This window comes from Acidobacterium sp. FHG110202_01, assembly GCF_059115305.1.
The window spans coordinates 277,384-298,598 of the sequence record NZ_JBZYWJ010000008.1 but is presented as its reverse complement, the minus strand read 5'-3'; the positions used below and the strand labels follow the sequence as shown (position 1 = coordinate 298,598).

Genomic DNA, 21,215 nt, shown 5'->3' with positions numbered 1-21,215 from the left:
GTTATCGACACTGTTCACATGAACACCATGCAACATTTTTCTGCTTGCTTCTGTAGTTGTTGACTGTCCCTGGCATTTCTGCGTTTTCAATTCCTATTCAATCCATCAGTGCGGGCCCTTGTGTTGTCCCTGCGTTTGCTTTTCTGCGAACGCACACACTCACCCTTTCACGCAGGAGATGGAACTCATCATGTTGCAGAAATTCAAATACCCCACGTGGGCCCTGTCCGGAGCAGTGATCACTGCCGCTCTTCTGGCCAGCCCAGTCCTTCACGCGCAACAAACGATCGAACGTCCGAAGGTTGCCGATATTTCTTCTGACCTTGGCTCGATTTCACCGGAGCAATCCATTACCTTCACCGTGCATTTGAGTCCGCGTAATGAGGCGGCCTTCGACAAGGCGGTAGAAGACCTCTACACTCCCGGATCGCCGACCTATCACCAATGGCTGAGCTCGAGTGATATTGCCCGCTATGCTCCTTCACCCGCGCAGGTTGACACGGTAAGGAAAGAACTTGAATCACACGGCGTGTCGGTGGTCTCAGTAAGCCCCGACAACCTTTCGATCCGCGCGCGCGGGCCCGCTTCGGGAGTGGAGGATGCCTTTCACACGCAGATCCATCAATTCCAGCGGCAGGGCAAGACCTTCCATGCCAACGTGGCGCCGGCAAAGCTGACCGGTCCGGCTGGCGACCTGGTTGGCAGCGTCACAGGACTCACCAGCTTCCACATGAGTCCACAGGTCAAGTATCAGGTCAATCCCAGGACGGGCAAGCCGCTGAACACTCCTGCAAAACTGCCTATCGGCAAAGTCAAAAGCGCTACCGGCGGCTTCTCCGGCATTGCTACTAACAACTGCTTTTCTGATCCTTCGGCAGTTTCGCTTACGACCGATGGCTCCAGTCTGCCGGTGGGCCAGTATTACGGCAACAACTATGACACTGCCTACAGCGCCAGCACATCTCTGGCCTGCGCCTGGACACCGTCGCAGATTCAGGACCACTATGGGCTGACCAATATCTACAAGAAAGGACTGGATGGCACCGGAGAGACGATCGTGATCGTCGACGGGCCGACCGACGGCACGCAGCTGACCAGCGATCTCGCGCTCTTCTCGAGCCTCGCCGGCCTTCCTGCGACGAATTCCTCCAACTTCACGGTTCTTTATCCTGACGGGCAGCCGACTCCTCTTTCGCTCGAAGTAGACAACTGGCAGGATGAGGCTTCGCTCGATGTGGAATGGGTCCATTCCATCGCGCCGAAGGCGAAGATCGTTATCGAGATCATGCCGACGGAGGATTGGGATGAATTCGAATTCGCCATCGACTATGCGCGCACTAATAAGCTAGGCAACGTCATCTCGAACAGTTACGGCTATCCGGAAGCGCTGTTTGGAGCGGCGACCGTCAAGGGCTTTGAACAGGTGATCAAGAAAGCCGCGGCAGCCGGCATTGCCGTCAACTTCTCAAGCGGCGACGGCGGCGATGAAGGCCTGGGCTCACCCAGCGCCGGAGGAGTTCTTTACCCGTCAACCTCTGCTTATGCCACGGCCATTGGGGGAACCAGCATCGGCATACCCAACGGAACGACTGGCGGCGCTGAAGTGGGATGGGGCAACAATGCCAGCATCCTCTCCTATGCATTGAACGGAGTATTTGATCCGCCTCTGAGCTACGGCTTCCTTGGAGGATCCGGCGGGGGTGTAAGCGGCTTTATCAGCAAGCCCTCGTGGCAGAAATCTTTCTCAGGAACGACACGCCAGGCTCCGGATATCTCGGCGCTTGCCGATCCTTATACGGGCGCGGTTTTTGTGGAGTACGGCTCCGCTTACGCGGGCATCGGCGGAACCAGCCTGGCCTGCCCCATCTTCTCAGCCCTGTGGGCGATTGCCGATGAGAAGGCGGGGAAACCGCTTGGGCAGGCTGCTCCGCTGCTCTACAAGCTGCCTTCAACGGCTATCAATGATGTTGTGCCGGTGAGCAGCCCGACCAATGTTGCGGGCATCGTCTTTGATTCGAATGGCGCAACTTACTATTCCTCTGACGGCCTGCTGGCTCCGCTCTATACAACGACTCAGTATTTCAGCGCGTTCTGGAACTTGACCGGCGAATACGTGGACCTGAGCTTCGGCACAGATTCTTCCCTGACCGTAACCCCGGGATGGGACAACGTGACCGGACTGGGCGTGCCGAATGGCCTTACATTTATTAACGCTGCGGCCAAAGAAAAATAAATACAGGGAGATAGGGAATAGGGAAATAGGGAAGAATCGTCTTGTTCCCTACTTCCCTACTTTCCCTGATTCCCTATTTCCTATACGCAGTACCCTGAGCGCTCACCCTGTTTTCTGAGACCTGCACACCCTGCCCTGTTCCCTATTTCCCTGCTTCCCTGTTCCTTCATCCCTTGCTCAAGTCCCTTTTAAGCTTTTAAACTCAAACTTCGGAACTCTATCTTTCGGAACGCTCCCGGAAAAGCTCCGCGGAGTGACAACCGTCTGCATGGCGAGTCCATACAGACGGGGAGGTTTCATGCAGCGGTTTTTTGCCCTGATTGCACTTATCATTTTCTCTATTCCCGTCGGCATTTCCATTGCAGGCTGTGGCGGCTCAAACCCTAACAATTTCTGCACTAAGAATGGTTTCGGTTACGGCCAGACAACGTCACAGGTTGCGGCCATCAGCCTCGGGCCGGCTTCGACCGGCGTTTCCCTCGCATATGGGCAGATCGGACAGGTGAATTCGCCAACCGCTACGAACTGCAACGGCGGCAGCGTGAGCGTGGCGCACTATGTCTACGGCACGACGAACCTGAATCTCGCTGACATCAACCCTTCAACCGGTCAGATTTGCGCCGGAACCTGGAACCGCCACAGCGCCTCCGGAATTCCCGACTTCACCATCTGCACTCCGCCCACGCAGTCGGGCGAGGCCCAGGTAACGGCCAGCGCCTCGGCAGTCACCAGCAATCCGGTGAATGTCTATATTCATCCACCGATTTCGGCCATCACCATAGGAACGCAGACTTCGTGCGTATCGCAGAACCAGTCTCTACCTCAACCATTGACCGCATCTACGAATGTCTATGACCAGGAAGGCAACCTGATTCCGCAGTCATACGTGGGCACAGTCACCTACACGCCGGTGGATTCGACAATTGTGACCATCAACAATACGAGCAACGGCAGCACAGACAGTGGCAGCTCTTCCGGCAGCTCGACTTCCACGGTCAATGGACTGGCAACCGCGCACCTGCCCGGATCGACGGTAATCAATGCCACGCTTTCGAGCGTGACCTCGGCCGCGGGATACTTCTTCACCTGCCCGCCGCAGAGCATCGGCATGCAGCTGAACGGCAGCTACGGTTATCCGACGCCGGTGACGGTGACGGCAAGCAGTCCGCAGAACCTGACCACGAATGTTGTGGATACTACTAACGCGGTCATCAGCGGTCTCTCGCTCGACTATGTTTCGACGCAGCCGAAGCAGATCGCCGTAAGCAGTGCCGGAGCCGTGACGGCGACCTTCCCAACCACGACAACAATTTCGGCCATCTGCCAGCCCGGCACCTGCAATCCTTCGCCGATTAATATTGTCGGACAGCTCGGCACTGGGCTCCCGGTCACCAGCAACACGGTCACCGTGAACAGCCCGGGACGCAGCAGCAGCAAGCTCTGGCTGGCTTCGTCGCAGTCGCAGTACTTTACGCCCATCGATCTGACCAGCAGCGGATCACCCGCTCCGATTAAACTGCCTTACATTCCCAATTCAATGGTGCTGGACCAGGGTGGCACGAACCTCTACTTCGGCAGCTATCACGAATTGATGATCGTAAGCGCGGCGACCAACTCTCTGACCAAGGAAGACACGAACGTTCCCGGAGTCGTGCTTGCTGTTTCGCCGGACAGCTCCACGGTGGTGATCAACGACCAGGTGAACCAGCTCATCTATCTTTACGGGCAAAGCAAGGGTACCTTTACCAGCATCGGCGGACTGGCGACGCGCGCCGAATATTCGCCGGATGGAAAGAATCTCTACATTGTCGGGCCCAATAAACTCTACGTGTACAACGCGCAGACAGGATGGAGCCAGTACGATCTTTCCGGCCAGCCTACGAGCTGCAATCTGAACAACAACAACGGCAACGCGGCGTTCGATCCCTTCTGCGCCTCCGATGTGGCGGTGACTGTGCCAAGCGTCGGCATCTTCATGAGCGGATCGGCACAGACGACCGCGCGCAGCTTCTGCCCGAGCGGTTCGCCGATCACGTATTATCCGGATGCCGGAAGCGTTGGGTCGGTCACTGACAAACTCGCATCCACCAACAATGGCGGCCATATTCTTGGAGCGTCTGCAGCGGCGGCACAGCTTACAGACATTCAGTTCCCACAAACAAATGCGAGCCTGCCTCCGACGCCTCCGGTCGGAACCTGCTCTCAGACAGGCGGCACGGCGCTCACAACCAATACGAGCCTCAATCAGCTCGGACTGGGCGTTACGCCGACTGAGATCACAGGCGTGGTTCCCGCTCAGGATTCCACGATTGCATTCGTGACCTACAACGCCAGCAGCGCGTCGGGAGTGCTCCCTGCCTACAAGCCATCTGCAACGCCGGGAGCAGCGGGCACGGTCAGCAACGTGCAGCTCTCTTCCGGTGCACAGGCGCCGGTCTCCGGAGCTTTCAGTCCGGATGACTCTACCTTCTTCGTGGGCACGTCGGGCGATAACCTTCTGCACCTGGTGGATGTACCCAGCCTCACGGATACGAAGACCATCAATCCGCAGCTGCCTTCGTGCACGCAGACTCCATCGGCGGGAACTCCGACCTGCACTCCGGGCAGCTTTGTTCCGGTACAATTTATTGCCGTGCAGCCACGCCCGACAACATAACCTTTCTCACTAAAACAAAAAGGGCCCACAGATTTTCTCTGTGGGCCCTTTTTGTTTTCCTCACAAATGCTGTTGATTCCACAGTCGCATTTGCGCCATTTTTATCGAGCGTTCATCCTTCCTTCATAGCCGCTCACAAATCAGCCATTAGCATCGTAGACAGATACGCGAACAATTTCAGCGGTCACACACGCGCATACGTCCATATATTTCCTCGGAACGTAAGACCCGAAATTTATCTATCGGTGAGGCCATCCATGAAAATATCTGATTCCCCGAAGTGGTATCGTTACGTCCTGCTTGCTGTTATTGCTCTTCTGGCAGGGATGACACTCTCAGCCCAGGTGAACACCGCCAGTCTTTCCGGACTGGTGACCGACCCCAGTGGTGCAGCTGTCGCGAATGTAACCGTATTAGCTACGAATTCAGCCACTGGATACGCACGCACCATCACAACCGACAACGCGGGCTATTATTCGTTCCAGAATCTGCCCATCGGACAATACACAGTCCGCGTGGAAGCATCAGGCTTCAGCACGCTTGAGGAAAATGTAACTTTGAGTGTTGCAGAAAAAGGCCGCCTCGATTTTACGCTGCAGATAGGCTCCGCACAGCAGACAGTGGAAGTACAGGCGCAGGGCACGGGCCTTTCGCCCGACGATGCGTCCATCGGTACGGTAGTCGATCAGAAGACAATTGAGCAGACGCCACTTTATCTGCGCAACTGGGATGACCTGCTGCGCACGGTTCCCGGCGTGCAGATCAGCCGCTTCACACAGCAGAGCGGCTCGACATCGGCGGGCCGCACCGGCGACTTCAACGTAAACGGCATCCACTCGCTGCAGAACAACTTCATTCTCGACGGCATTGACAACAACACCTTCTCAGAAAATGTGCAGGAGTTGAGCACAGAGTCGGCGCACCCCTCAGTGGACGTGATCGCAGAGTTCAACATCATCACTAATCCCTACTCCGCGGAATATGGACGCGCGCCCGGCGCAGCAGTCTCAGTCAACACCAGAAGCGGCACGAATGAGATTCACGGACTTGCTTACGAGTATGTCCGCAACCAGCTCTTTGATTCGACTGACTTCTTCACCCGCCAGCACGGGCTTAAGAAGACAGAAAACAACCAGAACCAGTTTGGCGGCAGCCTGGGCGGCCCGTTCATCAAGAACCGCCTCTTCGGATTCTTTAACTATGAAGGAACACGCATCAAGCAGGGCGTAACGCGTACCGCTACGGTTCCGCTCGACAATGAGCGCATCGGTGATTTCAGCCCGGCCACTGCAGCGCAGATCGGCGTCAAGTATCCGACAATCTACGACCCTCAGACCCACCAGCCTTTCCCCAACAACCAGATTCCTCAAGGTCGTATCGATCCGGTCATTGCCAGCCTGATTGCGCTGTTCCCTGAGCCAAATGTAACTTCCGGAGGCACAATTCCCGAGCTGAACAACTACTTCCGCACGGCAGGCGTAGAGGACAACAACGACACCTACAATGGCCGCGTGGACTGGACGCCTTCTTCCAATAACACGGTGTTTGCGCGCTATAACTATTCCAACCGCTTCCGCTTTATCCCCGGATACTTCGGCGGGCTGGCAGACGGCAGCAGCACGTCGGCCTGGGGTCGCCAGATACTGAAGAACCACAGCCTCGTCCTCGGCTGGACACACATCTTCAGCCCCAGCATCGTGAATGATTTCCGCTTTGGCTGGGTGCGCAACTACTCTTTTGCCGAACAGGATCCGTTTGCGCTGACTCAGTACGCCGGCAACTTTGTTCCCGGTATCCCTATCAGCACTGCGATCGGCGGCGGCGTTCCGCTCACTACATTCAGCGGATCGATCGGAGCATTTCTCGGATCGCCGGACTTCCTGCCCAAACAGCAGGTGCCACAGCTGTTCCAATACAACGACACGCTCTCGCTTACGCGAGGCCGGCAGACATACAAGGTCGGCGCTTCGCTCTACCTGCCCATGCGCAATCTTTTTCAGGATGAGCCGGGCATGCGCGGCGATATGACCTTTACCGGCATCTTTACCTGCGAGCGCAACACTCAGAGCCAGTGCGTCACAAACACCGGCTTCCCCTATGCAGATGGCTTGTTGGGGATGGTGCAGTCAAACCAGCTCACCAATGTTCACTTTGTCGACCAGCGCATCTGGATGCTCTCCGGCTTCTTTGAGGATGACTGGAAAGTGACTCCGCAGATTACGCTGAATCTTGGGCTGCGCTACGACTTTGCGACGCCTGCGCTCAACGGCAAGGACCAGATGGCGAACTTCGACCCTGCTTCGGGATCGCTTGTCTTTGCGCGCTCCGGCGGGCTGAAGTCGCGTGGATTGGTTGATACGAACACCAAGAATTTCGGCCCGCGCATCGGCTTTGCTTACTCGCCCGATCAGAAGACGGTCGTGCGCGGCGGATACGGCATCTACTACACCGTGTTTGAGCGCTACGGCAGCGAAGACCAGCTCTCGCTCAATCCACCGTTCCTCATCAACAAGACGCAGTCGGCGGCTTCCACTTCGACTACCCCGGTCATGATTGCGCAGCAGGGTTTTCCATCGAACTATCTTGACCCTTCTACGATCGATCTGAACAACCTCACTGCATTCCATATTCGCGCACTCGATCAGAATGACTCTATCCCCTACGTACAGCAATGGAGCTTCGGCATCCAGCGGGCGATCGGCAATGCATGGACGGCGGAGGTCGATTACGTCGGGACCAAGTCGACACATCTCGACATCATCTACGACTACAACCAGCCCCTGATTCAGGGCAACACAGCTACAACCACGGTTCCGTATCCCAACTTCGGCCAGATCGAATACACAACGCCTGTTGGCTATGGCAATTACAACGGGCTGCAGGCGAGCCTCAATCGCAGCTTCCGGAACGGCCTGAAGATTCAGGCTGCATACACCTACTCGCACAGCCTGGACAGCGCTCCTGAAGAACTCGAAAGCAACTCAGGTGATGCGCCGAACGGACGCAACGCAGCAGCATGGTATGGTTCGAGCGACTTCGACATCCGCAACCGCGTCTCGGTCAACTATGTCTATGAACTGCCCTTCGGACGCGGCAAGAGCATGCTGAACCACGGGCCCCTGTCGTGGATCTTCGGCAACTTCCAGACGTCGGGCGTTTACACCTTCTACTCCGGTCATCCATTCACAGTGAATTCAGGCGGCACGCTGGGCAGTGCGCTCGATCCGTATGGTTTTGCCACGGCAACGCCGTTCCTCGTTGGCAAGCCGCACATTGTCGGCGACCCGGCCTGCTGGTTCTACACCTCGTTGAACAGCGCGTGCAAGGTGCTCGCTCCAAACCTGACCGACGCTTATGCTGCACCGCCATCAGGCCAGTTCGGCAACAGCGGACGCAACACGCTGGTCGGTCCGCGCACGAACGTCTTTGACGCAGCGCTCATGCGCGACATCCCCATCGAGCGGTTCAACATTCAGGCCCGCTGGGAAGTCTTCAACGTAACCAATACGCCGGAATTCGGACAGCCAGGCAACAACATCACGGCCAGCTCGGCAGGAAATATCACATCGCTCTCCGGCGATCCACGCGTAATGCAATTCGCACTGCGCCTCTCGTTCTAACAGGCAAAGGGCCCGCAAACAATGCGGGCCCTTTTGCGTCGTTGTCATCCCGAGCCAGGAATTTGTTATGCTCCGAGTCATCATCCATCATGAAAAAAATCTATTCCGGTGTCAGTTTCTTTGTCCTGCTCTTTTTTGCCGCAATTTCCCGCGCACAGCTTCCTGCCAAACCAGATATTACTCTTGATGGAACCATCTCCGGCAGCCAGAACAATACCTATGTCGAAGCTCCATTCGATGTTCCATCCGGAATCGTATCCATTACAGTTACATTCCATTACACCGAACGAGACAAGCGCACCACGCTCGATCTCGGATTGCTTGATCCGGAGCGTTTTCGCGGCTGGAGCGGCGGCAACAAGGATACCTTCACGGTCAGCACATCGAATGCTACCGCTTCTTACCTGCCGGGCCCCATCATCCCCGGCAAATGGAAGATTCTCATCGGCGTGCCTAACATTCGCGCGTCTGTGACATCGCATTACCATGCGGACATCTATTTCACGCGCAGCGATACGGGTTCTTCCTTCACATACACGCCGCTGCGCAGCGGGCCAGCATGGTTTCGCGGCGACCTGCACATGCACACCGCACACAGCGACGGAAGCTGCCTGAGTCAGAGCGGACGCAAGATTCCCTGCCCTGTCTTTCTGACGGCGGAAACCGCTGCTTCGCGCGGACTGGACTTTATTGCGGTTACCGACCACAACACTGACTCACACTATGCCGCGCTGCGCGAGATGCAGCCTTACTTCGACAAGCTGCTCTTTATCCCGGGGCGCGAAGTCACTACCTTCTGGGGTCACGCCAATCTTTTCGGCCCGACGGAATTCATCGATTTCCGTGTAGGAACGGTTACTTCGACAAAGTCGCTCTTTGAGCAGGCCGAGAAAATGCACGCGATTCTGTCGATCAATCATCCCAATGCGCCGACGGGCGAAATCTGCATGGGCTGCGGCTGGACGCCGAAGGAACAGCTTGATCCGCGACTTATTCATGTGATCGAAGCAGTGAATGGCAGCGCTGAAGAAGGGCAGTATTCAGGCAACAGCTTCTGGGAAAAGTATCTCAACCAGGGCTACCGCATCACTGCCATTGGAGGCAGCGACAACCACAACGCGCAGCTTCCGCCCACGGAAAAGAACGCCATCGGCAGACCGACTACCGTTGTCTATGCGGATGATCTATCGGTCAATGCATTGCTCGATGCGATTCGCAAAGGCCACGTCTTTATTGACCTCAGCGCCACACGTGACCGCCTGCTCGATGTTACGGCTGAAGATGGCGGCAACAAGGCGATGATGGGCGATACGCTCGCCGCATTGGCAAGCTCCACTGTCAGAATTTCTGCGCACATCGTTGCATGCCAGAATCAGCAACTTCGTTTCATGCTCGATGGGCAGCCCGTTGCGTCGCTCACCACAAACATCACGCAACCCGATCAGACCATCGCACTTGCTCTACCCACAGACGGCAAAAAGCACTGGCTGCGTCCTGACGTCATCACTCCAGAGGGCAAGCTGATTCTGCTGGGCAACCCGATCTACCTCAACTACTCGGGAAAAAAATGACAATTTCTTCCATGCACATCAGTCCCCAAAGCATTGTCATCCTGAGCGGAACGAAACGTAGTGGAGTGAAGTCGAAGGACCTGCATTTTACGATGTTGGCTATAGCATTACTCCTTTTCTTCAGCCCAACACTCTTCGCGCAGGACACAGCAGCACATCCGGGCGCGCGCACGCTCATGGATGCGCATAACTGCTATCCCTATTACGAGTGGTGGTCGGATCGCATTGACCGCGCGCTCTCTGCAGGAACACCGCTGGCGATCGAACAGGACCTCGCATGGTACACCGATGCGAAGACGGGAAAGTCCTGGTCCATCGTCACGCATGGCGTTCCTTCGAGCGGCCATGAGCCCACGATGAAGCAGTATTTCTTTGAGCGCGTGCGGCCCATTGTGGAGAAGGCTATGCGCGAAGGCAATCATGGCGACTGGCCCCTTATTACGCTCAATCTTGATTTCAAGACAGAAGAGCCGGAGCATTTGCGCGCCGTGCTGGCTCTGCTGAATGAGTACCGCGACTGGCTTACGACAGCTCCACGCACTGATGATCCATCCAAAGTCGAACCGCTCACAGTTCGTCCGATACTTGTTCTGACTGGGGAATCGGATGCACAGGAAAAAGTCTTTTACGGCGAGACTCCTGTTGGCGGGAAGCTGCTTGTCTTCGGCTCAGCGCATACCAATGAAAAAGACCCGATGGCTGCGCCGGAAATTCTCGAACCAGGCAAGGCTACCAATTACCGCCGCTGGTGGAATAATCCATGGAACGTCGTCGAGCAGGGCGGCCAGAACAAGGCCGGCGAATGGACAAAGGCTGACAACCTGCGTCTACGCGCGCTGGTGGAGCACGCGCATCAGAATGGCCTGTGGATCCGCTTCTACACGCTCGACGGCGTAGACAACAAGCAGGACCTTAGCTGTCACGGATGGTTCAACGGATATAACTTCGGTTCATTCAACGCTGCTCAAGCCCGCTGGCGCGCTGCGCTCGAGGCCGGCGTCGACTACATTGCCAGCGACCAGTATGAGGCCCTGGGCAAGTTCATCAGGGAAAACCAAAGTGTAGCGAGGCAGCGCTCCGGACGCTGAATCCGCTTGGGTGTGCGCGCATGTTCGCGAAAGAATAAGCGCACATGGCACTACTCGAATCTTCCCGGCTGAGGCTTTTCGAGACCTTCGTCAATATGGCGTCACGCCGGCGCACCAGAGAGCCTGAACACCTGGCCACGGGCCGACGCGGGGAGCTGGCGGCATACTTTTACCTTCGCCGCCAGAAATACATCATTGTGGCTCGCGGATGGCGTTCTGCGCGTCTGCGTGGCGACATTGATCTCATCGGCTGGGAGGACGACATTCTCTGCTTCATCGAAGTCAAGACGCGGACCACGCGCGATGTAGCTACTGCAGAGGCCGCCGTAGATGAAGACAAACGCCGCACGCTGCGCAGGCTGGCACGTCAATATGTGCGCCAGATACTGAACCACGAGATCCAGACGCGCTTCGATATCCTCTCAATCTATTTTCAGGAAGAAAGAGCGGCAGAATTTGAGCTCTTCCGTGGCGCGTTCAGTGGCTCCTGAAATGGCATCAAAATATTGCTCTGGGGAAAGCGCTTACTCCTGTCCGGGGAATCAGGATTCCCTAAATATTTATCTGAATATTTATCCAGGAGTTCATCGGCGAGTCTAAGGTATTCTTCAATCATCGGTTTACGCTCTACTGCTGTCTACTGCACCCAAAGGCGCATGGATGTTGAAGCGGTCACACTGCCGCTCGTTGCCATTACCGCATGTATTGAGGCACGAGTTTTCCGTTGGCAGAAATTGTCTTGCTGAACTATCTAGCTCCTCTTTCGGGAGAGTATCTGCAAGGTAGCAGGCATGACGACACGAAACATCTCCCATTTGGGATATGTTTCATGGCAAAATAATTTCCCCCAATAAGCTCGGCCAGTTCGCGCCAGATCCACGTTGATTATGGTTTCGCTTGAGGCATTTTCGGAGCTTTTGGAAGCCCTATACTCTGCGCCTCTCCAGCCGGAGAAGTGGCAACATTTTCTTACACTGGTAAGCAAACATACGGGATCCCGGAGCGGCTTTTTTATCTCCGCAGATTCGCGTTCGGGACTGGCGATTCTGGCGGAGGGTGGAAAGCACCAGGACAGCGAGCTAGTCTCCTCCTACAACCAGAAATACGCGCAGAGCGACCCCTTCCGGCCTGCAGTGATACGTTATGCACGCACAAAAAATCCCGTGGGTGTTCTCACGGAAGAAGAACTGCTGCCGGATAATGGGCTGCTTCGCACGGAAATGTACCGGGAATTGCTCTCTCAAGCGAACCTTCGCCATGCGGCCATCATTACGCTTGCGCTTTCAGTTCGCCGCCTGGATGTAATCAGTCTGTGGCGGACTCCGGAAGAAGGCCCGATTGATGCCGACTCACGCAGGCTGCTCGATCTTCTGGTTCCTCACATTCAGACGGCACTTGAAGTGCGCCGCGTTTTTGGCGTGATGCAGCAACGCCTGGCCAGCGCTGAGGCCATGGCGAATGCCAGCTCGACGGCGACATTTGTGATGACGAAGAGAGGCCTCGTACGGCATTCGAACGCTGCCGCAGAATCTCTGATTCGCAGCGGCGACGGCCTCACGCTGGTGCATAACCATTTGACAGCGCGCGATGGGAAAGCAAATGCCGCGCTGGCAAAACTGTTTCAGGACGTGGCGGCGCCCTCATTCTCGCTTTCGGAGTCTCATCCCAGCCGCTTCCTTATGCTGGAACGTGCTTCAGGAAAGCGCCCATTGCAGCTCGTAGCCACTCCGTTGCCGGAAACGCACCGCAAGCACGCAGGCGGCGAGCTGCTGCTGCTCGTCACCGATCCGGAAAAACCTTCGAGCTTTCCTGATGATGTGCTGCATGCGCTCTTCGATCTCACTCCCGCAGAAACCGAAGTGGCCAATGGCCTGCTGATGGGTTATTCGCTGCAGGAGATTGCCAGCCTGCGCCGCGTATCGACGGGGACAGTGCGCCAGCAGGTGAAAAGCATGCTGAGCAAAACGGGAACCAGCCGGCAGAGCGATATGATCCGCCTGTTCATGACCCTGCCGCAGCTTCCACTGCAGACCCAGGATCGATGAGGGCAATAAATAATCAGACGGCGGGGAGGTTTTAGCGACACTTCAATATGTCAGGCGTGTACAGCCTTGATCGGTCTGATATTGTTCATTTTCGCAGAATCTGCATTGCGGGCTTGTGCTAACTCGTACTGCTTTTGCAGATCGAGCCAGAACTCGCCAGGATTACCGAAGAACTTCTCCAATCTCAATGCCATTCCTGCAGAAATACCTGCATGACCATTCAGAATCTGTGAAAGAGCCGTGCGTGACACCATGAGACGCTCAGCAGCGTCGGTGACATTCATGTCACTGAGTGCGGCCTTTAATATGATCCCCGGATGTACAGGATTCTTCATCCTCATATATGAATTTCTCTCCTTAGTGGTAGTCCAGGTAATCAACCACTTCCACGTCTTCATCTTTGAACGAAAATGTAATTCGCCAGTTTCCGCTGACTGACAGTCCGTAATGGTTCTTGAGGGCGCCTTTCAATGGGTGCACATCCCAGGCTTTCGCCAGTGGAGCTGGAATATCGCTGATCTTCTTGATAACACTTAAAACAGTCAATCGTTCGCGCAGTTTATCGGCGTGCTCAGGTCTGATACCGGCTTTCTTATCTGTCAGGAAGAACCTCTCCAGCCCTTTATGCCGGAAACTAACGATCATGCGTTAAGTGTAAACTACCACTTAACAGATAGAAAAGCAAACTCCTGGGCAGGAGAGAGTAACGCTTAACGCGTCATGTAAAAATCCGAAGACATGCACGAAGTGTTACTGCGAAGCGTCCGTGTATTCCTCGTGCCATGCCATCTGGATGGCTTCGAGTTTCGATTCGTTCGATTGTGCCGGGTCGTCGGCGAAGCCTTCGAGCTCGGTCACGTATTTGTGCAGATCGGTGAACCGCACTGTCAGCGGGTCGAGGTCGGGGAATTTTTCCTGCAGCTGAATGCCGATCTCTTCGGCATCGGTCCAGTGAATTTCGCGCGCCATTACTTCTCCTCCGCCAATGCCAACGGTTTGCCTTCAGAAACATAGTTGCGGTTCCACTTCGGAATCTCAACGACGTAAGCGCCAGGTTTTGTGATGACAGCCTGGCAGCCGAGGCGCGAATTGAGCTGCAGGTCCGCGGCCATGTCGAGGCGGTCAAGCTCATCTTCTTCTGCTTCATTGAGGCCCTGTGCGCCATCCTTGATCCACAAGTGGCAGGTGGTGCAGGCGCATGATCCCCCGCAGGCGTGGTCGAGGAAGATGCCGTAGTTTTCTGCCACATCGAGGAACGACATCGGCTTGCCGTGATGGTCATAGGGCATGGAGCCGAATTCAAACTCAACGGTTTTACCTTCGGGCATAAATGTGACGCGCACCATGTTGGGCGCGGGCGGCTTGCTCAGATCGATTTCGTTGTTCGTCTTCAAATTGCTCATGCTGTTCCTTACTGACTCTTACTGATTTCTGCGGGCGCAAATGGATGCGGCGCGGTTGGGCCTTCGCCCAGCTTCTCGCCGGCTGAATCCATGGTTTCGCCCTTGATTGCGCTGGAAACTGCGGCGTCCATCATCAGCTCTGCGAAGTGGCGCGTTGCTTTATCCAGAACCTCGGTTCCGGCGCGGAGCGCCTGCAGATCATCGCCTTGCTTCAGAACATGGAGCTCGTCTTTAAGGAGGCCGATCTGCGTCCGCTCTTCATCGGCCAGCTGCTGCCATGCCGGATTTGCCGGCGCTTTTTCGACTGCGGCCAGGATCGTATCCGCTTCATTGCGGGCTTCGATCAGTTGGCGCTGGTGGAAGTCGTCTTCGGCATGATCGAAGGACTCGAGAATCATGGTCTCGACCTGCTCGTCGGTGAGGCCATAGGTCGGCTTCACCTCAATCTCGGCTTCTTTGCCGGAGCGCTGCTCGCGCGCCGAGACATGCAGGATGCCGTTGGCGTCGATGAGGAGCTTCACCTCTATGCGCGGCAGTCCAGCAGACATTGGTGGAATGCCCTTCAGGTCAAAACGCGCCAGAGAGCGGCAGTCCTTGGCCAGTTCGCGCTCGCCCTGCAACACATGAATGGCGACGTTGGTCTGGCCGTCGACTCCGGTGGTGAAGTGCTCGGTCGCCGAAGCGGGGATGGTCGAATTGCGCTGGATGATTTTTGCCACTACGCCGCCGAGCGCTTCAATGCCGAGCGAGAGCGGAGTCACATCGAGCAGCAGCATGTCTTCGGTCGCCTTCGAACCGCCGCCGAGAATATTGGCCTGCACGGCAGCGCCGAGCGCGACGACTTCATCTGGATTGAGCTCTGTGTGCGGCTTCTTTCCGCGTTCGCTCAGATGGAAGACTTCATCGGTGAGTTTGCGCACGGAGGGAATGCGCGTCGAGCCACCGACGAGGACAACTTCGTCGATCTGTTCCGGAGTGACGCCCGCGTCCTTGAGAGCTTGTTTGCATGGGCCGATGGTCTTTTCGATCACCGGACGGATGATCTCTTCGAAGGCCTCGCGGGGAAGCTCGCGCTGGTACTTGCGTCCGTCGGGGAGATCGACATTGATGCGCGCCATGTCTGCGGAAGACAGCGCGATCTTCGCTTCGATCACGGCCTTGCGAATGGCCTGCACAGTCTCCGGGCTCTTGCTGACATCGAGATCAAGCTCGCCCTTGATGTCTTCGATCGCAATGGCGATGAGCAGGTTGTCGATATCGTCGCCGCCGAGGTGTGTGTCGCCATTCGTCGCGATGACTTCAAAGATGCCCTCGTGCAGCTTGAGGATCGAGATATCAAAGGTGCCGCCGCCGAGGTCGTAGACCGCGACAATGCCTTCCTTGTTGCGGTCGAGGCCATAGGCCAACGCTGCTGCTGTGGGCTCATTCACCAGGCGCAGCACTTCGAGGCCGGCCATGCGGCCTGCGTCCTTTGTGGCCTGCCGCTGCGCGTCATTGAAATATGCGGGGACAGTGATCACGGCCTTCGTGACAGGAGCGCCGAAGTACCGCTCGGCGTTGCGCTTCAGCTGGCGCAGCACATAGGCGGAAATCTCCGGGGGAGTGAACTCGGCTTTGTCCGAGTCGCTGCCCAGCTGGATGCGCAGCACTTCTCCGGGCTGGAGATCGGCAGCTAGACGGAATGGGAAGAGCTTCAGCTCCTCCTGAATGTCTTCGACGCCGCGGCCCATCAACCGCTTGACGGAGTAGATCACGCGCTCCGGCGTGCTGATCAGATGTTCGCGTGCGGCATTGCCGATGACAAATTTACGCTGACCATCATTCGCGGCCAGCGCGACGACTGAAGGCACGAGGTTCGAACCATCCTCGCCGGGAATCACAACGGGGCGGTCGCCCTGCATAAAGGCCACGAGCGAGTTGGTAGTGCCCAGATCGATGCCAACAATGCGTTCCTGTTTGTTTTCGCTCACACCAACGCCTCAGTTTTCTGCGCCTGCGCGGGAGGGTTGAGGACGTACTGCGCTTCGCCTTTGCCGAACGACCAGTCATCCAGATCGTTTTCCGAGAGCACGATCATTACGTCGTCGGGCGCAACTCCGGCGCGCTCCTGTGCCAGGCGCACAATTTCGCGGTACAGCTTCTGCTTCATTTCGGTCGAGCGTCCGCGCCTCAGAGTGATGTGAACCAGAGTGAATCCATCGGTGCGCTGCATGCCCATGAAGTTCGGGTCGGCCACAAGCTCGCCTTCGCCGTGAGCTGTCAGCACGACAAACAGATCCTTCTCGGGGATGGCAATGGCCGCGCGCATGGCATCATACACAGCCTGCGGAAGGTTTTTGCGCTTCTCCGGCGCCATCTTGTCTGAGACAGAAATACGAACCAGCGGCATGCAAAAACTCCTCTTTTATGAGCCCAGCGCCTCGTTTACGTCACGCACCAGGTTGCGAACATACCGGCGGCGATCGAGCAGCGTCACCATCTTTTCTTTTGCGTCCTGCGGATCGGTTCCCGCGTCCCACTTCGTCCAGAGCGATTGCAATTGCGCATCAGTATCGGCAAGCTGGCCTTCAAACTGTGTCTTCGCTTTTTCGAGGTCGCTTCTGAGCTGCGGATCATCTTCGCCCATCTTCCGGGTCATACGCATCTCTTCCAGCTGCATATTCAACTCGAAGACTTCTTCAAGCAGGTCGGGCGGCACGCGCGATTCCTTCTTTCCGTTGCCGGCATGCTCTTCGCCAATCTCGACGCCTTCGAGCTTCAGCAGATACTCGGTGCGCGAGATCGGGTTCTTCAGCGTGCGGTAGGCATCGTTCAGCAGCGAAGTCTGCTCGAGACTCCACTGCTGCTCCTGCGCGCTTGCCTGCGCGTACACATCAGGATGCAGCTTGCGGCTCAGCTTGTAGAAGGCGCGTTCCAGCGCTGCTGTGTCGAGCGCCAGCTTCCCTGGCAATCCGAAGACATCGAAGTAGGTTACGCCTGCCGTAGGAGCCTGCACTTTACCGCAGGCATCGCAGAAGGGCTGTCCGGCTGTCAAAGCAGAGCCGCACGACCAGCATGCCGTCTTCACGGATTGTTGTTCCACAGTTTGCATCGAAAATGCTCTAGCTAGTTTGCTCGCATTTTTTGCGCCGCAAGGCGTCCTTCGGCTCCGCTCAGGACAGGCTATGCCTAGGCGGAGAATGACGAGCCGCAGCCGCAGGACCTGCTCGAGTTCGGATTGATGAAGTTGAAGCCCTGCCGCATCAGTGTCTCTTCGTAGTCGAGGATCATTCCGCTGAGATAGATGAACGATTTCGGATCGACGAAGACGCGCACATCTTCGAACTGATAGACACGGTCGCGTTCGCGCGGCTGCGTATCAAAACGCACGTTGTACGACAGGCCCGAGCAGCCGCCGCCCTGCACGCCGAGACGCAGTCCACCCTCGGTGGGCGAGATGCCTTCCTTCGCCAGGGCGATGCGGATGCGCTTGATGGCGCGCTCCGTCACCTGAATGCCCTTCTGGCCCTGCGCCGGGCTTTCGGCGTTCAGTACGTTCAACTGTGTGCTCATCTTTGATCCCCGGTTGTCAGTTCCAAGTCCGGAATAGCGTTCCCCTCAGGGCTAAAGCCCCCTTCATTCTGCATTCCGGCGGCACGGCTAAAGCCGTGCCCTTTCAAAAAACTACGCAGAACTGACTATTATGCTACCGGCTGCGCAGCTTCCGCCGTCTCGGCAACGCCGTTCTTCTTCTTCCAGTCGCCGATAGCCGCACGGATCGCGTCTTCAGCCAGCACGGAGCAGTGAATCTTGACCGGAGGAAGCGAGAGCTCCTTAACGATGTCAGTGTTCTTGATCTCTAGCGCCTCGGAGACGGTCTTGCCTTTCACCCACTCGGTGGCGAGCGAGGAGGAAGCAATGGCCGAGCCGCAGCCGAAGGTCTTGAACTTCGCTTCTTCGATGACCTGAGTTTCCGGGTTCACCTTGATCTGCAGGCGCATCACGTCGCCGCATTCCGGCGCGCCCACCAGGCCCGTGCCTACTTCCTGGCTGGACTTGTCGAGCTGTCCAACGTTGCGGGGATTGTTGTAGTGGTCAATTACCTTGTCGCTATATGCCATGTGAGAATCTCCTCTGATTCTTCGATTCTGATTTCATTACTGAGTCGAAGCGGAAGAAAACAGATCCTTCGCTGCGCTCAGGATAACAACCGATCAATGCGCCTGCCATTCGATCTTGGTCAGGTCAATGCCTTCCTTCACCATCTCGTACAGCGGTGAAAGCTCGCGCAGCTTCTGCACAATGTCAATCACCTTGTCGGCCACGTAGTCCACTTCAGCCTCAGTATTGAAGCGGCCCAGCCCGAAGCGAATCGAGCTGTGGGCCACGTCATCGCCCAATCCTAGAGCCTTCAATACATAAGATGGCTCAAGCGTCGCCGAGGTGCATGCCGATCCGCTGGAAACTGCAACATCGTTGATGCCCATCAGCAGCGACTCGCCTTCCACGTGAACGAAGCTCATGTTCAGGTTGCCCGGGAGACGATGCTCCCATGAGCCGTTGACGTGGATGAAGTCGAGATGAGCTTCAAACTTTGCCTTCAGTCTGTCGCGCAGCCCTGAGAGCCGCTTGCCCTCGCTCTCCATTTCAGCTGCGGCGATTTCGCAGGCCTTGCCCAGACCTACGATGCCGGGAACATTCAGCGTGCCGGAACGCATGCCGCGCTCGTGGCCTCCGCCGTTGATCTGCTCGGAAATCTGCACGCGTGGATTGCGGCGGCGGACATAGAGAGCGCCGACGCCCTTGGGGCCGTAAATTTTGTGCCCGGACAGCGAGAGCACGTCGATGTTCATCGCATTTACGTCAACCGGGACCTTGCCGACTGCCTGCACTGCGTCAGTGTGGAAGATCACGCCCTTCTCACGGCAGAGCTTGCCGATCTCGGCCACCGGCTGCAGCACGCCGATTTCGTTATTCGCGTACATGATCGTGACCAGGATGGTCTTGTCATCCATGGCACGCTTCAGGTCTTCGAGGTCGATCAGGCCATCAGCCTTGACGGGAAGATAGGTAACGCGGAAGCCGGCCTTCTCCATGCGCTTACAGGTGTCGAGAACGGCCTTGTGCTCAGTGACCTGCGTGATGATGTGGTTGCCGCGCTCGCGGTACATCTCGCCGATGCCCTTGATGGCGAGGTTGTTCGATTCGGTCGCGCCGGAGGTGAAGATGATCTCCTTTGCCGTGGCGCCGATGATTTTGGCAATCTGCGCGCGCGCGTCTTCGACTGCGGCTTCAGCTTCCCATCCAAAGGAGTGGTTGCGGCTGGCGGCATTGCCGAACTTGCCGGTAAAGAAGGGCATCATCGCGTCCAGCACGCGCGGGTCAAGCGGCGTGGTCGCGTGATTGTCCATGTAAATCGGCAGCTTCACGCCTGCCGGCACGGGGATGTTGGTCTCCACTACGCTGCTCATTATTCCTCTTCTCCTCAAACTTCCTGTGTTGCTTATATCGCCTGCAAAATCTTTTCGCCCGACGCCGTGCGGATGGTCACCAGCTCGCGTACAGTGCGGCTGCGGCCTTCTTCGACCAGGTCCGAGATATGAATGTTCTTGAGTACGCTTGAAATCGTTTCATTTACGCGCGCCAATGGTTCTTTGATGGTACAGCTGTTCGTCAGGTCGCAGTTTCCCTCCTGAGTAAAGCAGGAGGTGATGAACAACGGCCCATCGATGGCGAAGATCACTTCAAAAGCAGAGATATGGCGGGGGTCCCTGGCCAGGGCGTAACCGCCATTCATGCCGGCATGTGACTTTATCAGGCCGACCTTGGCCAGCCGCTGCAGAATCTTGGCAAGCAGCTGCGCAGGGATATGATAAGCCTCGGCGATATCCTTTGCACTCATCGCCGTCGCCTCCGGATGCTCAGCAAGATACTTGAGAGCCATCAATCCGTAGTCCGCTTTTTTGGTCAGTCTCAGCACTGATTTGCCGCCATTCTGCTGGTCCAAGTATACGACCGCTGGGGTCGGAATTCAATGGATTCGTAAATAATAATAATTATCTTCTGATAAAAATTCATCAAGCTCTTTTTTATCTAGAGATGGAGGCCCCAGGCAGATCGAGAGGCCAGCCGGGAACACAACTTTAGCTCTCCGCGTACCTTTTTGCATAGGATTTACGTGATTCCGGATTGACATCATCGGTTGTCCGGATAAAATTTTGCCGATATCACCTGTTATCGAATACTACCCAACACCCCATGAGCGATCCCTGCAAACACCCTAGAGTACGCGTCGTTGCACGCGAAGATGATATCGAGTTCGTCGAATGCCTGGATTGCGGCGAAGTCTTCGACTCGAATGAATTCCAGGACATGGCTATCGAAGAACAGGTTGCCGAGGATGAGGAGGAGTAGGCTCAGGGCTCAGATTTATTTCTGGACAGCGGAAGATTTCAGCAAACACCCCCAGGTTAGCTTCGCCAAACCCATTCGACTTCACTCAGGGCAGGCTCTGGGGCACCCGTTTTCGTGGCTACCGATGCTGAAAGCAGGTCCTTCGCTGTGCTCAGGATGACAACATGTTTTTCTGAGCGCTGCACGCTGTACCCTGTTTTTTCTGA

19 protein-coding genes are annotated in these 21,215 nt (G+C 56.4%); 8 read left to right on the top strand and 11 right to left on the bottom strand.

The features are described from left to right. The first annotated feature begins 190 nt into the window (after positions 1-190). The 7 genes from AC5S16_RS17930 to AC5S16_RS17900 all read left to right on the top strand — a co-directional run bounded on the left by AC5S16_RS17930 (position 191) and on the right by AC5S16_RS17900 (position 13,213). A complete protein-coding gene (locus AC5S16_RS17930) occupies positions 191-2,233 on the top strand; it encodes a S53 family peptidase (protein WP_493931476.1) in 2,043 nt (680 codons plus the stop codon). A gap of 298 nt (positions 2,234-2,531) precedes the next feature. Further along, complete coding sequence (locus AC5S16_RS17925) at positions 2,532-4,889, top strand: YncE family protein (protein ID WP_493931475.1); 2,358 nt, start codon at positions 2,532-2,534, stop codon at positions 4,887-4,889. 257 nt (positions 4,890-5,146) lie between these two features. After that, entirely contained in the window at positions 5,147-8,509 is a 3,363-nt protein-coding gene (locus tag AC5S16_RS17920; RefSeq protein WP_493931474.1) for a TonB-dependent receptor, read from the top strand. 89 nt (positions 8,510-8,598) lie between these two features. Further along, positions 8,599-10,080, top strand: a complete 1,482-nt coding sequence (locus AC5S16_RS17915) for a CehA/McbA family metallohydrolase (protein ID WP_493931473.1) — start codon at positions 8,599-8,601, stop codon at positions 10,078-10,080. Then, the gene (locus AC5S16_RS17910; RefSeq protein WP_493931472.1) at positions 10,077-11,168 is read left to right on the top strand and encodes a PI-PLC domain-containing protein; all 1,092 of its coding nucleotides are present in this window, start codon (positions 10,077-10,079) and stop codon (positions 11,166-11,168) included. Before AC5S16_RS17915 ends, AC5S16_RS17910 begins: the two co-directional genes overlap by 4 nt. A 44-nt stretch (positions 11,169-11,212) precedes the next feature. After that, on the top strand, positions 11,213-11,659 hold the full coding sequence (locus AC5S16_RS17905; RefSeq protein WP_493931471.1) for a YraN family protein: 447 nt from the start codon (positions 11,213-11,215) through the stop codon (positions 11,657-11,659). Positions 11,660-12,085: 426 nt separating this feature from the next. Further along, positions 12,086-13,213: a helix-turn-helix transcriptional regulator gene (locus AC5S16_RS17900; protein WP_493931470.1), complete on the top strand. Its 1,128-nt coding sequence runs from the start codon at positions 12,086-12,088 to the stop codon at positions 13,211-13,213. 50 nt (positions 13,214-13,263) lie between these two features. On the opposite strand, the gene AC5S16_RS17895 is transcribed toward AC5S16_RS17900, so the two are convergent. From AC5S16_RS17895 to AC5S16_RS17845, 11 genes are all read right to left on the bottom strand, one after another. Next, entirely contained in the window at positions 13,264-13,554 is a 291-nt protein-coding gene (locus tag AC5S16_RS17895) for a HigA family addiction module antitoxin (protein ID WP_493931469.1), read from the bottom strand. 16 nt (positions 13,555-13,570) lie between these two features. After that, the gene (locus tag AC5S16_RS17890; protein ID WP_493931468.1) at positions 13,571-13,858 is read right to left on the bottom strand and encodes a type II toxin-antitoxin system RelE/ParE family toxin; all 288 of its coding nucleotides are present in this window, start codon (positions 13,856-13,858) and stop codon (positions 13,571-13,573) included. A 105-nt stretch (positions 13,859-13,963) separates the two neighbouring features. Further along, entirely contained in the window at positions 13,964-14,182 is a 219-nt protein-coding gene (gene iscX / locus AC5S16_RS17885; RefSeq protein WP_493931467.1) for a Fe-S cluster assembly protein IscX, read from the bottom strand. Beyond that, on the bottom strand, positions 14,182-14,616 hold the full coding sequence (locus AC5S16_RS17880; protein WP_493931466.1) for a 2Fe-2S iron-sulfur cluster-binding family protein: 435 nt from the start codon (positions 14,614-14,616) through the stop codon (positions 14,182-14,184). Before AC5S16_RS17880 ends, iscX begins: the two co-directional genes overlap by 1 nt. Positions 14,617-14,624: 8 nt before the next feature. Continuing rightward, positions 14,625-16,517, bottom strand: a complete 1,893-nt coding sequence (gene hscA / locus AC5S16_RS17875) for a Fe-S protein assembly chaperone HscA (RefSeq protein WP_493931484.1) — start codon at positions 16,515-16,517, stop codon at positions 14,625-14,627. Between the two features lie 65 nt (positions 16,518-16,582). Continuing rightward, the gene (locus tag AC5S16_RS17870; RefSeq protein WP_493931465.1) at positions 16,583-17,005 is read right to left on the bottom strand and encodes a tautomerase family protein; all 423 of its coding nucleotides are present in this window, start codon (positions 17,003-17,005) and stop codon (positions 16,583-16,585) included. Positions 17,006-17,020: 15 nt separating this feature from the next. Further along, a complete protein-coding gene (hscB, locus tag AC5S16_RS17865) occupies positions 17,021-17,707 on the bottom strand; it encodes a Fe-S protein assembly co-chaperone HscB (protein WP_493931464.1) in 687 nt (228 codons plus the stop codon). Between the two features lie 77 nt (positions 17,708-17,784). Further along, entirely contained in the window at positions 17,785-18,168 is a 384-nt protein-coding gene (locus AC5S16_RS17860; RefSeq protein ID WP_493931463.1) for a HesB/IscA family protein, read from the bottom strand. 128 nt (positions 18,169-18,296) lie between these two features. Beyond that, positions 18,297-18,716 carry a Fe-S cluster assembly scaffold IscU gene (gene iscU, locus AC5S16_RS17855; protein WP_493931462.1) on the bottom strand — a complete coding sequence of 140 codons (420 nt, stop codon included), beginning with the start codon at positions 18,714-18,716 and terminating at the stop codon, positions 18,297-18,299. A 93-nt stretch (positions 18,717-18,809) separates the two neighbouring features. Beyond that, the gene (locus AC5S16_RS17850; RefSeq protein WP_493931461.1) at positions 18,810-20,066 is read right to left on the bottom strand and encodes an IscS subfamily cysteine desulfurase; all 1,257 of its coding nucleotides are present in this window, start codon (positions 20,064-20,066) and stop codon (positions 18,810-18,812) included. A gap of 32 nt (positions 20,067-20,098) precedes the next feature. Further along, positions 20,099-20,575 (bottom strand): RrF2 family transcriptional regulator, encoded by a 477-nt coding sequence (locus AC5S16_RS17845; protein WP_493931460.1) that lies wholly within the window; start codon positions 20,573-20,575, stop codon positions 20,099-20,101. A 278-nt stretch (positions 20,576-20,853) separates the two neighbouring features. Between AC5S16_RS17845 and AC5S16_RS17840 the strand changes: the two genes are divergently transcribed. Next, positions 20,854-21,009, top strand: a complete 156-nt coding sequence (locus AC5S16_RS17840; protein WP_493931459.1) for a hypothetical protein — start codon at positions 20,854-20,856, stop codon at positions 21,007-21,009. The last annotated feature ends 206 nt before the right edge of the window (positions 21,010-21,215 follow it).

Bases quoted from the DNA above. Each gene is read 5' to 3' on its own strand.
- AC5S16_RS17930 (WP_493931476.1), top strand. From the start codon at position 191: ATGTTGCAGAAATTCAAATACCCCACGTGGGCCCTGTCCGGAGCAGTG.
- AC5S16_RS17925 (WP_493931475.1), top strand. From the start codon at position 2,532: ATGCAGCGGTTTTTTGCCCTGATTGCACTTATCATTTTCTCTATTCCC.
- AC5S16_RS17920 (WP_493931474.1), top strand. From the start codon at position 5,147: ATGAAAATATCTGATTCCCCGAAGTGGTATCGTTACGTCCTGCTTGCT.
- AC5S16_RS17915 (WP_493931473.1), top strand. From the start codon at position 8,599: ATGAAAAAAATCTATTCCGGTGTCAGTTTCTTTGTCCTGCTCTTTTTT.
- AC5S16_RS17910 (WP_493931472.1), top strand. From the start codon at position 10,077: ATGACAATTTCTTCCATGCACATCAGTCCCCAAAGCATTGTCATCCTG.
- AC5S16_RS17905 (WP_493931471.1), top strand. From the start codon at position 11,213: ATGGCACTACTCGAATCTTCCCGGCTGAGGCTTTTCGAGACCTTCGTC.
- AC5S16_RS17895 (WP_493931469.1), bottom strand. From the start codon at position 13,554: ATGAGGATGAAGAATCCTGTACATCCGGGGATCATATTAAAGGCCGCA.
- AC5S16_RS17890 (WP_493931468.1), bottom strand. From the start codon at position 13,858: ATGATCGTTAGTTTCCGGCATAAAGGGCTGGAGAGGTTCTTCCTGACA.
- iscX (WP_493931467.1), bottom strand. From the start codon at position 14,182: ATGGCGCGCGAAATTCACTGGACCGATGCCGAAGAGATCGGCATTCAG.
- AC5S16_RS17880 (WP_493931466.1), bottom strand. From the start codon at position 14,616: ATGAGCAATTTGAAGACGAACAACGAAATCGATCTGAGCAAGCCGCCC.
- hscA (WP_493931484.1), bottom strand. From the start codon at position 16,517: ATGCAGGGCGACCGCCCCGTTGTGATTCCCGGCGAGGATGGTTCGAAC.
- AC5S16_RS17870 (WP_493931465.1), bottom strand. From the start codon at position 17,005: ATGCCGCTGGTTCGTATTTCTGTCTCAGACAAGATGGCGCCGGAGAAG.
- hscB (WP_493931464.1), bottom strand. From the start codon at position 17,707: ATGCAAACTGTGGAACAACAATCCGTGAAGACGGCATGCTGGTCGTGC.
- AC5S16_RS17860 (WP_493931463.1), bottom strand. From the start codon at position 18,168: ATGAGCACACAGTTGAACGTACTGAACGCCGAAAGCCCGGCGCAGGGC.
- iscU (WP_493931462.1), bottom strand. From the start codon at position 18,716: ATGGCATATAGCGACAAGGTAATTGACCACTACAACAATCCCCGCAAC.
- AC5S16_RS17850 (WP_493931461.1), bottom strand. From the start codon at position 20,066: ATGAGCAGCGTAGTGGAGACCAACATCCCCGTGCCGGCAGGCGTGAAG.
- AC5S16_RS17840 (WP_493931459.1), top strand. From the start codon at position 20,854: ATGAGCGATCCCTGCAAACACCCTAGAGTACGCGTCGTTGCACGCGAA.